The organism is Hyunsoonleella aquatilis (genome assembly GCF_014270105.1).
In the GTDB taxonomy this organism is placed as follows: domain Bacteria; phylum Bacteroidota; class Bacteroidia; order Flavobacteriales; family Flavobacteriaceae; genus Jejuia; species Jejuia aquatilis.
Window position 1 is genome coordinate 480,134 of record NZ_JACNMF010000003.1, and the last position, 12,539, is coordinate 492,672.

At 40.1% G+C, this 12,539-nt stretch carries 7 protein-coding genes; 3 read left to right on the forward strand and 4 right to left on the reverse strand.

Going from position 1 to position 12,539, the window contains the following annotated elements; genetic code table 11:
* The first annotated feature begins 1 nt into the window (after position 1).
* A complete protein-coding gene (locus H7U19_RS10730) occupies positions 2-1,006 on the forward strand; it encodes a PorP/SprF family type IX secretion system membrane protein (RefSeq protein ID WP_186562182.1) in 1,005 nt (334 codons plus the stop codon).
* A gap of 90 nt (positions 1,007-1,096) precedes the next feature.
* Here H7U19_RS10730 and H7U19_RS10735 read toward each other — a convergent pair whose 3' ends face one another.
* Positions 1,097-3,070 (reverse strand): M1 family metallopeptidase, encoded by a 1,974-nt coding sequence (locus H7U19_RS10735; RefSeq protein ID WP_186562184.1) that lies wholly within the window; start codon positions 3,068-3,070, stop codon positions 1,097-1,099.
* A gap of 72 nt (positions 3,071-3,142) precedes the next feature.
* On the opposite strand from H7U19_RS10735, the gene recG reads away from it, so the two are divergent.
* A complete protein-coding gene (gene recG, locus H7U19_RS10740) occupies positions 3,143-5,245 on the forward strand; it encodes an ATP-dependent DNA helicase RecG (RefSeq protein ID WP_186562186.1) in 2,103 nt (700 codons plus the stop codon).
* A 235-nt stretch (positions 5,246-5,480) separates the two neighbouring features.
* Here the strand turns inward: recG and H7U19_RS10745 are convergent, their stop codons facing one another.
* Complete coding sequence (locus H7U19_RS10745; RefSeq protein ID WP_186562188.1) at positions 5,481-6,635, reverse strand: DUF7486 family protein; 1,155 nt, start codon at positions 6,633-6,635, stop codon at positions 5,481-5,483.
* A 178-nt stretch (positions 6,636-6,813) separates the two neighbouring features.
* Between H7U19_RS10745 and H7U19_RS10750 the strand changes: the two genes are divergently transcribed.
* Entirely contained in the window at positions 6,814-9,012 is a 2,199-nt protein-coding gene (locus H7U19_RS10750) for an amino acid permease (protein ID WP_186562190.1), read from the forward strand.
* Positions 9,013-9,112: 100 nt separating this feature from the next.
* Here H7U19_RS10750 and H7U19_RS10755 read toward each other — a convergent pair whose 3' ends face one another.
* Positions 9,113-10,567, reverse strand: a complete 1,455-nt coding sequence (locus H7U19_RS10755; protein ID WP_186562191.1) for a DUF3360 family protein — start codon at positions 10,565-10,567, stop codon at positions 9,113-9,115.
* 383 nt (positions 10,568-10,950) lie between these two features.
* Entirely contained in the window at positions 10,951-12,408 is a 1,458-nt protein-coding gene (locus H7U19_RS10760; RefSeq protein WP_186562193.1) for an MltF family protein, read from the reverse strand.
* Positions 12,409-12,539 lie beyond the last annotated feature (131 nt).

Genomic DNA, 12,539 nt, shown 5'->3' on the forward strand with positions numbered 1-12,539 from the left:
AATGAAAGCAAGATTATATCTCATCACACTCATGATTTGCTTTTGTTTCAAAGCAAAAGCGCAAGACCCAATTTTCACCCAATATTTTATGGTGCCAGAAACTTTGAATCCTGGATTTTCCGGGTTTGAGCAAGCTACCTACTTTGGAGTGATGCACCGTACCCAATGGCCACATTTGGATTTGCAGGTGGATACCCAATACGCCTTTTTAAACACATGGTTAGAATCGTCCAGAGACGGCATGGGCATTGGTTTTAGTATTTTAAATCAGCATGAAACCAGTACCAATTACAACCATTTTCAGTTTAACGGAAACTTTGCCTATATCGTTTCCCTAGCCAACGATTGGTACTTCCGGCCAGCCATTGAAGTGGGTTATGGCATGAAATCCTTTAACTTTAGAAATCTGTTGCTGTCGGATCAAATTAATATCAATGCCGGTACCATAAGTGCCACTTCTGTCGATCCTTTTGCCAACAATGCCAATTCCAGAATCGGGTTTTTCGATTTTACGGCCGGAATTGTTTTCGATAAGCAAAATAGGAGAAACAACACAGATTTATGGTTGGGTGCAGCGGTGAAGCATTTAAATCAGCCGAATATTTCATTTATAGACAATGCCAACGTACCGCTTGACATTCTTTATACTGTGCATGGTAATTATAGATTTGAATATTACGACCATAACGATATGATATTGTCCCTAAACTATATGCAACAAGGGCAATTCAACCGTTTGGATTTGGCTGCTACTATAAAGCTTCACAAGTTGTTTTTGGGAGCTATGGCCGTTACCAATCCTGCAAAAAACAGTGGCAACAGCCATTTGCTAACATCTGTAAATGCATTAGTTGGTTTGGAATTTGAACGGCTTCGCTTTGGGTTTTCCTATGATTTTAATACTTCAAACATTGGGCGAACGGATGGGGTTTATGAACTGTCCATCACCTATTTGGCGGATTGTTTGATATGCCGAAGCCCTACGAATAATGAGCGACGTAAATAGACGCAAATTTCACGAATTAGCACAAATCACTTAGGATATGAGATTCCTCCCCTCTTTTAGGGGAGGTGCCGAAGGCGGAGGGGTAAAATACTAGTCTGCCTCCAAAAGGGACCTAGCAAACTTCTTAAACCGCCAATTATGATGGGCTGTAGCCTGCTTTAAATTGTTTTTGCATGCCTCATTGCAAGCCTTAATTTGATACAAATATTGAAATGCATTTTGGCGAACCTCAAAACCATACTTCGGACTGGTATAACCCGTCAATTCTTGAAAGTACTTTGCTTTGTTTTCAGGTTCGTAATCTTCAGTAATTAAAGCTAAAGTCAACCACAGTAACCTAACATTTTTATCATTAAAACCTATGATGTCTTTGGTTTGGTTTAAATATTTAATTCTATCCTCGGGAAAGTTTTTCCATAGATTGAACAATGTGGTTTCGACGGTGATATAGGATTTGTCGTTTAGGAGGGATTCGTAGTCTTTTTTTAATTCTTGTGGGATATCTGTCAAATTTTTAGCTACAGCCTGACGCGTTTTCAATGTTGAATTAAGTGCTTTTTTATAAGTACTTAAAGATGAAGAATCCACTTCTTGCAACAGAGAAATAACCTTATAGTTATAATAGCCAATTAAATCACCGTTATCTATGACTGAGAATGTTTCTGGAGCAGTTTCTATTAAATGGCTGTCAATCATTATGGTTGTTGAAGTATAATCATTATTAATGCCTTCGACAATTGCATCCTTCGGAAAATGTGAAATATCGAACCATGCTTTAAAAAATTCACTCAAATCCTTACCACTAGCTTTTTCAACCTCCCCTATAAAATCGTCCGTATCCACATTTTTAAACTGATGCTTTAAAAGATAGTTTTTAACCCCAGTTTTAAAAGCCTCATCGCCCACTTTTTTGCGAAGCATATGCAATACCCAACAGCCTTTTTTATAAAACGTAGTGCTGCTGGATTTTGGGTTGAGTAAAGAAGTGCTTTGGCCAGCCTTGTCCTGCGCCAATAATTCTTGTGCATATTCGTAAAGACGCCAATAGTAATAATCCTCGCCAAAAATGTCTTTTTCAGCTAAAAGAGCATAGTAAGTCGCAAATCCTTCCTGAAGCCAATGATGGGTTCCAGAAGTAGCCGTTACCAAATTCCCAAACCACTGATGCGCCAATTCATGGGCATTGATATTGACAAAATTGCGATCCTCAAATCCAATGGAATCCACCACAAAACTATCGGAATAGATGTTTAATGTAGTGTTTTCCATGCCAGCATATAAAAAGTCTTTCACCGGCACCATCTTATAATTTTGCCATGGATAAGGCACCCCGATTTCTTCTTCCAGAAAATCAAACATCTGCTTGGTATAGCGATAAGTAGGTTCAAACTTTGATGAATCTTGTGGATAATAATACATTTCCAAAGGAATACCACTTTTGGAATATTCAACCTTCTTTTTGTATTTCCCAATAGCTAGCGCCACCAAATAACTGGGCATGGGCTGTTTCATATCGTAATGCCAAGTGATGGTGGAATCGTTGATTTGTTTATTTGTTAGGTTACCATTAGAAACTACCTCGTAATTCTTGTCAAAAGTAATGGACAAATCGAACTCGATTTTTTCATTCATATCGTCTATCGATGGCAACCAATTGCTGGTGTATTTCCCTTGGCCTTGGGTCCAGACTTGTTGATTGCCATTTTCATAATCCCAATCTATGAAGTAGAGGGCTTTTTTGGGTTGCGTCACAAAACCAATATCCAGTTGATGTATCTCGCCTTTTTTGAATGGATAGCGAATGATTAGATGCTTCCCATCATAATCGTGAATTATTTTGTCGCCCAATAAGGCTTCAATATGACTGAAGTTTTGTACATCCAAATAGATCGAGTCAGTATTTTTTAAAATCTCAAAAGTGTAGCTGATATGACCACCAACACCTTTTTCATTGGGGTTGATGTTAATTTTTGCCTTGGCTGTTTTAAAATCAACCGTTTCAGTTTGTTGGGATATACCCGAAAAAGCAATAAAAAAGAGAAACAGCGATACAAATGTTTTCATAACCAAATCAACACAACTATCAGACCAAAATAGCACTTTTAATCTTAATTGAAATACCCTAAATTCGCCTTTATGAGCATCAACCTCCAAACCCCAATTGATTATTTAAAAGGTGTCGGTCCCAACCGGGCGGATTTGTTGCGGAAGGAGCTCAATATCTATACTTATCAGGATGTTCTAAATTTATTTCCTAATCGATATATTGACAGAACTCGGTTTTACAAAATCAATCAGCTCCAACAAAATACCGCCGAGGTACAAATCATTGGAAAAATTACGGGTTTTAAGGAAGTGGCGCAAAAGCGGGGGAAACGCCTTGTGGCTACTTTTCAAGATGAAACAGGGACTATGGAATTGGTTTGGTTCAGGGGCCAGAAATGGATTCGGGAGCGCTTAAAATTGAACACGCCTTATGTGGTTTTCGGAAAGACTCAGCTATTTGGAGGTAAATTTAGCATGCCCCATCCTGATATAGAAACGGTAGATGAACATAAAAAAGGGCTCAGTTCAGGGATACAACCCCTCTACCCTTCTACAGAAAAATTAAGCAACAAAGGGATTAGCAATCGCGTCGTTAGTAAAATTGTCCAGCAATTGTTTTTAGAAACCAAAGGCAAGTTTGTTGAAACCCTATCCGATCCTTTACTTTCAGAATTGAAATTGATTTCTAAAAGTGAAGCACTGCTCAATATTCATTTTCCAAAAAGCCTGGAATTGTTGGCCAAGGCCCAATTTCGATTAAAATTTGAGGAGCTTTTCTATATCCAATTGCAATTGATCCTCAAAAACCTAATCCATAAATCAAAGATAAAAGGGTTTCAATTTGAAACCGTCGGGGAATATTTCAACACCTTTTTTAACGACCATTTACCCTTCGATTTGACCAATGCTCAAAAACGGGTTTTAAAAGAAATCCGTGCCGATTTGGGGAGCAATGCCCAAATGAACCGTTTATTGCAGGGCGATGTGGGATCCGGAAAGACCATTGTGGCCTTCATGTCAATGCTCATGGCACTTGACAATGGTTTTCAGGCTTGTTTAATGGTGCCGACTGAAATTTTGTCAGTTCAACACTATAATGGATTATATGAATGGTGTAATAAAATGAAAATCAGCATCTCAATATTAACTGGTTCAACTAAAACTTCAGAAAGAAACCAAATTCATGAGTCACTTGAAAATGGGCAATTAAACATCTTGGTTGGCACCCATGCCCTCATCGAAGACAAGGTGAAATTTAAAAATTTGGGACTTGCCATAATTGACGAACAACATCGTTTTGGAGTCAAACAGCGAAGCAAATTATGGAAAAAAAATACTTTGCCTCCGAATATACTAGTTATGACAGCAACCCCAATTCCTCGAACCTTGGCCATGTCCGTTTACGGCGATTTAGATATTTCTGTAATTGATGAATTACCACCTGGGCGAAAATCCATTAAAACGGTGCATCGTTATGATTCAAATCGCTTAAAAGTCTTTCGATTTATTAAAGATGAAATCAAAAAAGGACGGCAGGTCTATATCGTTTATCCGCTAATTCAGGAAAGTGAGGCATTGGACTATAAGGATTTAATGGACGGTTACGCCAGTATTGAACGTGATTTTCCAAAACCGGATTATCAAATTTCCATAGTCCACGGTAAGATGAAGCCCGCTGACAAGGATTTTGAAATGCAACGCTTTATCAAAGGTGAAACACAAATTATGGTAGCTACTACGGTGATTGAAGTGGGCGTAAACGTTCCGAATGCCTCCGTAATTATTATTGAAAGCGCAGAGCGTTTTGGTTTATCCCAGTTACACCAGTTGCGCGGTCGCGTAGGACGTGGTGCAGAGCAGAGCTATTGCATTTTGATGACCAGCCATAAATTGAGCAACGACAGCAAAACCCGGCTAGAAACCATGGTGAGCACCAATGATGGTTTTGAAATAGCCGAGGTAGATTTAAAACTCCGTGGCCCCGGGGATATTATGGGCACTCAACAAAGTGGCATTTTAAATTTAAGGATTGCGGATATTGTTAAAGACAAGGCTGTTTTACAACAAGCACGACACCATGCTAAATCCATTTTGCTGAAGGATCCTTCACTGTCGCATCCAGAAAATTCATCCATTCTCAACACCTATAGGCAATTGAGTAAGTATAAGAATATTTGGAATTATATTTCGTAAACATTATGTCATTCCTAAACCCGCGTTAGGGATAGAAGTGGCATCCTTTTGCTTTGATTGGGTTTGGTAGAAATTTTGAAAGGAATGCCATTGTCTGAATTGGATTCCTGCCTTCGCAGGAGTTACAGAAAGCAAAAGATATAACGGATAGCCCCGCCCCGCCAGTGGCGGGGCAACGCCCAAATTCTTAATGTTATTCCCGATATACTTCCGGAATCACTTAAAACTTTAAGGTCTATTGACTAATCGCCTTTAAATGTGCATACACAGGATTGCCCTGAACCCGCATTTCTACCTTTCTATCAAAAATCTTGATGCCTTTTACGGCATTCAGTTTTCCGTCGGGAGCAAAGGCTTTCACAGCGTATAAATCGCCATTTTCATTGATGGCCTTGACGTTTACAATATTCCCTGAACGGCTTGTACCTCTTACATCTAGTTTGACGTTGTCGGCTGTAATGGCTTTTAGGTCGTAAATCGTGCCATCCCCGCCAATGGCTTTGATGGGTGCATATTCGTCTTCACTATCCATGATTTTGACCGGGATATCTACATCCCCAACAAATGCCCTAACATTCATAAAGCTATGTTGTTTGGAGTCTTGAACAGCTTTGACATCAAAGGCGTTGCCTTGTTCGTCAAACGCTTTTACGTCCAGGTTTTTGCCATCAGGCGTTACTGCTTTAATATTCCAAATAACGTCTTTAAAATTATTCTGATAGACACCCTTTTTAACCTTATTTTGCTTTGGCATCTTAAAGTTATCCTCATTATCGGAAGGGTGCATGGCTTTTACATGAGCGTAGATGTCATGGCCCCTTAGCCCCATTTCCCTATCCTGAAAATTGATTTTTATGCCTTTGATATCGTTAAGCTCCCCAGTTGGTGAAATGGCTTTTACGCCGTAGAACTTGCCCTTTTGTGTAATGGCTTTCATGATGACCACATTTCCAAATCTAACGACGCCTATCACTTCGTGCCTTGTTCCATCAAGGTCCACAGCCTCAAGTTTATATGCGCTACCGGCATTACTAATGGCCACCACTGGGGCAAACTGCGTGCTACTGACTAATATTTTTACAGGCAATATCTCGTCACCAACAAAAGCTTTTACATCCATTAGGTTATCTTGATCAGAATCTTGAATGGCTTTTATATCGAAAGGATCTCCTGCATTATCAAAGACTTTAATATCAATGCTTTTCCCGTCTGGACGGATGGCTTTAACATTCCAAAAAATATCTTTAAAGGTTTCTGTTGTGGCTTTTTCAGCATTATTCTTATTCTCTTTTGAAGCGCTATTGTTACAGCCCGATGACAAGGCTAAAAATCCTAAAAGAAATAAAAGATAGCGGGTGGTTTTTACGAATGAATGGTGTGAAGTTTTCATGATGACTTTAGTTTAGAATGGTTTAAAATTACTAAGTCATAATGTAATTTTCTATGATATTGGTCATGTAAGCAAAGGCATATTAATCTTGTATAAATTGAAAGAAAAAGAGAGCTATTTCAACGTCATGTATGAAGATTATTAGTAAATTGATGCCAACATTCTTTTTGCATTTTATATGAACGGTAACGCTCCCAAACAGCTAAAAAAATTTGGCACTTTTGGTGGTGTTTTTACACCCACGCTCCTTACCATTTTAGGTGTAATCATGTATTTACGCCTGGGCTGGGTGGTTGGCAACGCGGGATTATTAGGGGCTTGGCTTATCATTCTGATTTCCTTTTTAATTACATTGTGCACGGCTTTATCCATGTCGGCCATTACCACCAATATCCGTATTGGTGCCGGAGGTGCTTATGCCATCGTCTCCCAGGCATTGGGGCTGGAGGTTGGGGGCAGTTTGGGGATTCCTCGATACATTTCTCAAGGATTAGCAGTAACCATGTACATCTTTGGGTTTCGGGAAGGCTGGTTGGCCATTTTTCCCGGGCATAATGCCTTTTTGGTGGATATTATCGTCTTTGCTTCATTGTTCACCATTGCCTATATCAGCGCCAATCTGGCCATCAAGACACAGTTTATCATTATGGGGATTATTTTATTGTCCTTTATTTCCATAATTATTGCCGCCTATAATGGCTCAATGGAACTCCCATTGAGTGACTCGTTAAGCTGGGGGACATATAAAGGTTCAATAGAAAATGAATTTAGCGGTAGTAATTTCTGGGTGGTATTTGCAGTATTTTTTCCTGCGGCTACTGGTATTATGGCCGGGGCCAATATGTCTGGGGAATTGAAAAATCCAAAGAAAAGTATCCCGACCGGAACACTGTGGGCCATTGGAGTCAGTTTTGTGATTTATATGCTCCTCGCCTTTTGGATTTCCCGAAGTGCTTCTGAGGAAGAATTGCTCACCAATTACTATGTGATGGTGGATAAGGCCTATTTCGGGCCATTGATTATTGCTGGTGTTTTGGGGGCGACCTTCTCCTCTGCCCTAGCCTCTATAGTGGGTTCGTCACGGATTTTATTTGCAATGGGCGAACACAAGGTATTGCCCTACTCTACTCTATTGTCAGGAACGAGCGCGACAGGGCAACCCCGGAATGCCATGATGGTTACAGGCATATTGATTTTCCTCACTTTGTTGCTACGCAATATCAACGCCGTGGCACCATTGGTGACCCTCTTTTTCCTCATCACCTATGCTATGATTAACATTGTAGTGATTATTGAACAGCGTTTAGGGCTTATCAGTTACCGACCCGTATTCAAAATTCATAAATGGGTGCCGTGGTTGGGACTCATTTCCTCCATTTTTGCCATGTTTATTATTAATCCTTCGGTAAGTTTAATTTCCATAGCCATAGTATTCGTGGTCTATTGGTACCTCTCCCGCCAAAATCTTGAAACCCCTTTTGAAGATGTACGATCTGGATTGTTTGTGTCCTTTGCGGAATGGGCGGCAAAACACACCTGGGGTATGAAACACTTGCAACAACGGGCTTGGAAAGCCAATTTGATGGTACCCGTACGCGATGTAAACGGTCTAAAAGGCAACTTTGAATTTCTTCGAAATATTGCCCGACCTAAAGGGTCCATCAAATTATTGGGCATTGAACCGTTTAACGAGCATAATAAATTAGCCCTAGAATTGGAGCGTATTTCTGCCTCCTTTCGGGAAAAAGGAGTGTTTTCTTCATCTACAGTCATTCATACCGAGCAATTTGCCAATGGTATCAATTATGGCAGTCAGGCCTTGCAAGGGGCATTCTTTAAACCCAATATCATGTTTTTGAATTTGCAAAGCCATGACGATTATAATAATGAGATCAAGCCCGTAATGAAGGAATCCATGCGACTGGAAATTGGGATTTTATTGTTTAACCTTCATGCCACCGCACTGTTGGGACAACGCAACACAATTAACGTTTGGGTAAGCAACCGGCAAGGCAATTGGGAACTGGGCGGTTGGGACATAGGGAATCTGGACCTTTCTATTTTGGTAGCCTATAAATTAAAAATGAACTGGAAGGCACGTATTCGATTAATCATGGTAGTGGATGATCGTGCTGAAGAAGAAAACGCCAAAAATTTCTTGGAGTCACTTAAGAGTTTGGCGAGGTTACCGGAAACCCTAACAGAGGTTTACATTGGTGAATTTAACGACTTTTTGACCAAGGCGCCATCGGCCGATTTGAATATCTTCGGGATGCAAGATACACTGCCCTTTAATTTTATTAGCAATATGACCGAAAAGACCAATAGCAGTTGCCTTTTTGTGAAGGACTCCGGGCATGAGAGCATTTTGGCTTAAAGGACTATAAGTTTAGCCCATTCCTAACTTCATGTTTTGCGCTTTAAATTGAACTTCCTTTAGACTTTCAAAAGTCTCGTTATCCATGGCCAACCATTTTTTAAAAAATCCCTGGAATACCAGGAAGCTGTCCAACCAAGGCAAGTGCTACAACGCATACTAAAAACATCACCCCAGGAATAATCAATCGTTCTTTCAGGGTTAATTTTTGAGCTCTTTCTCTATCACCAATCAACCCTAAATTATCCAGCAACATAGTTAGAGCCCAGCCAAATACTGGGTTAACAAAAGCACAAGCAAAAATACAGGTGCCAGCACTAAGTGCATCATTTTGCTCTTTCACCATTTGCATTCCGGCTTCAAGTAATGGTAAAAACACCCCCACTATTAGGGCTACCCTTAAAACAGGCTCCCACATGGCTAAATCCATCGGATAACCAAACACAGAAGCTAAAATACAGAGCATGGCAGTTAACCAAGCGCCACCCGGTATAGGTCTTTTTGCTATAGCCGCAGGAATCATATAAGTTCCCCACGATGATGCTATATTACCACCTCCCAAGAAAGCACCAACCATTTGTCTAATCGAAGATACCGTCATTGTATCATCTACGTCCATTAACACATCCTTTGCCTTTTTAGGATAATTCATTTCTTGAAAAACACGATGCCCTAAATAATCAGGGGACCACATGGCCACCGCCAAAATAGCAAATGGAATAACCGCAACATAGTGCCCAAAATCGGGCCAGCCTAATTGCCATCCCGTATCTTCTCCCCACCACCAAAGCGGATTAAAATGAGGAAGCCCAGGCGCTGTTGTAAACTCAAAACCAACCCCCATGACATAGGCAGTGATTCCCGCAATTGCAGAACATAATGGAATGGCGAGCCATCTTTTTTTAACCCTTGCCAAATAGGCATAAACAAAAACGGTAATTCCAATAACCACAAAAGAAACGGTACTTGCTTTTTCATTGGATGCCCATAATTCAAACTTAGATATTTGCCCAATTAAACCAACGGCGCCAAGGTATATGAGAAGCCCGCCTCTTACGCCTACCCCGGTTAGCTCCATCAGCTTTGAACCTCCTTTTGTAACACTTAAAAAGAGTCCAAAAACACCGATCAGTATCCCCAAGGCTAATGGATGCCCTCCTGCAGCAGCTATAATAGGTATTAACGGTATCATGGGACCGTGGGTACCGGCCAAATTTGCCCTGGGGTTTAGAATTGCCGAAAAAATGAGGACAAAAATACCACCGGCAATTAATAATTCATATCTAACATTTTCTGCAACAAATTCTGGAGAGAGGCCAAACTGAACAGCAAATGCCGCCACCATAGCAGTTACCATAACCACTTTTCCTATGGTTGCCGCTAAAGCTGGAACTAGATCTTCAAATTCAATGTGGAAATCCCTAAACGGTAAGTGAATTCTCCATCGTTTAAACTTCATGCTTAGTAACTCATGTTCTAGGTAGTCTTCTCTTTTGTCAAATTCGCTTGATTTTTTTCGGTTTTTATTGTACGAATTCTGATTATCGTTTTCCATATTTAAAAAATCTAGTTTTCCGTTTAGTTGGCAAATTTACTTTCAAAAAAGGCTTCCAAACATGAGATTTGTCAGGGTAGGATAAATATATCTTGTTATGGGCCTAACATTAGAAGTGCAGATGCGCCACTTTCAATACATTAGTAAAAAGAATTTGTATTAATCCAAAGTAAAACTACAACAAGCGCTAAAACGGTTGGGAATTATTAAATGAACCGAGAAGGTTATTGACTTAAGCTGAAGCCTTGGACGGTTTTAGTTAAACAGACTTGGGTTTATGCGTAGAGCCGGGAATACATTATCCGTCATTTCCAAACTCAATGCAATACAGTTGTCTGTTCGTAAAGTATGCAGGACATGAGAGTCTTTTGGCGTAAACTGCATTATTCCATGGCAATAAACCTTTTATAATGACGATAGCGCTCAAAGATTTGAGTCACATAATTTACTGGTTCAGAGCCTCTTACATAGCCATACTTTATCATAGACTTATTGTAGTTCTTAGGTTTGCTTAAGGCCAGAAGCATTGATGCCACATTTGCGTCCCAAATATTGGGGTTCAAACCATTGACTTTGGTCAAACGTTGAGCATCAAGTACGTGGCCTAGTCCACAATTATAGGAAGCCAAAGCAAATTTGATTCTTTCGGTGTTATCCGAAATATGGGCAAACTGCTCGTACATTTGTGCCAAGTATTTGGTGCCACCTTTTATGCTTTCATTTGGGTCAGAAGGATTGGTTATCCCCAATGACTTTGCCGTGGCAGGCATAATCTGCATCAGTCCCATTGCGCCTGCCCATGATGTTGATCCAGTCTCAAACTTCGATTCCTGATAAATTTGAGAAGCCAGCAAACGCCAGTCCCAACCTATGTTTTGTGCATAAGTTTTAATAAGCCCATCGTACTTGCTTATTTGATTGTTGCTCAAACTGTAATAATCGCTTTTTATGCGTCGTTTAAAGGCCCTTTTATTCTTGAAATACTTGTTGAATATCACCTGAAAACGAGTGGTTTTTCGTTTTTCCCGTATCCAATCGTTCACTAGGTTTCGGAAATCCCTTGATTTCTTGCGGGTGACCCACGCGATGCGTTGGGACAAGGAAATAGGCACCTCAATATTAAGAATAGGCTTATCAGAGGCATTGATTTTCGCAAGGTTCTCGTCGGCAATGGTATATTTTATTTTACCATTAGCCACCAAATCTATAATTTCTCCCGTGCTTAATCTGGAATCCAAGGTATCAATATTAATATGCCCGCCAATTTCGTTGGACAAGCTCTGTAATCGTTCATAATATGCAGAATTTCTTCGAATTGATATTGTATCTCCAATCAATTCGATCGGGTCTTGAATGAGTGCTTTGTCAATATTTTTCCATGACAGCTTTCTGTAATTATCGGGCTTCTTTTGTACCAAAACCTGTCTAGTCAGGAATAAATATTCTGTAAAGTCCACTTCCCATTTGCGCTGATTGGTCACCGTCATCCCGTGTGCAATCAAATCGACGTCACCTCTATTTAATACTTCAAATTCAGCATCCAAATCCTTGGACACCACAACTTCCAGTTCAAGATCGAGGTCTTTTGCAAGCCATTGCAGCAGTTCGTATTCAAAACCCATAGCCTGCCCTTTGTAAAGAAAATAGCTCGTGCTGCTATAAACTACGAGCGCCTTTAGAATGCCTTCTTCTTTGATATCCGCCAAATCCCTTTCCACAGAATTCGCAACGATTGGATTGTAGTCCGAATCATTAATGTTCAATTGGCGCTTGCTTTGGTCTTTGCAACCAAAGGCATACAATAGAAAAACAATCAGGAATAGTTGGTTGATCCGTTTCATCGCTTACTCTCAAATATACGGATATTTGTACTGAATTCCAGAAGCTTAGTCTGCTTTGCCACTTTAGCACAACTAAATTTTCAATAAAAACGTGGTCATTTTAAATACTCTTGAATAATTCAAACGAATCA

What these genes read in the sequence shown, in the direction of transcription:
- H7U19_RS10730 (WP_186562182.1), top strand. Translation starts at nt 2, where the DNA reads ATGAAAGCAAGATTATATCTCATCACACTCATGATTTGCTTTTGTTTC.
- H7U19_RS10750 (WP_186562190.1), top strand. Translation starts at nt 6,814, where the DNA reads ATGAACGGTAACGCTCCCAAACAGCTAAAAAAATTTGGCACTTTTGGT.
- H7U19_RS10735 (WP_186562184.1), bottom strand. Translation starts at nt 3,070, where the DNA reads ATGAAAACATTTGTATCGCTGTTTCTCTTTTTTATTGCTTTTTCGGGT.
- H7U19_RS10760 (WP_186562193.1), bottom strand. Translation starts at nt 12,408, where the DNA reads ATGAAACGGATCAACCAACTATTCCTGATTGTTTTTCTATTGTATGCC.
- recG (WP_186562186.1), top strand. Translation starts at nt 3,143, where the DNA reads ATGAGCATCAACCTCCAAACCCCAATTGATTATTTAAAAGGTGTCGGT.
- H7U19_RS10745 (WP_186562188.1), bottom strand. Translation starts at nt 6,635, where the DNA reads ATGAAAACTTCACACCATTCATTCGTAAAAACCACCCGCTATCTTTTA.
- H7U19_RS10755 (WP_186562191.1), bottom strand. Translation starts at nt 10,567, where the DNA reads ATGGAAAACGATAATCAGAATTCGTACAATAAAAACCGAAAAAAATCA.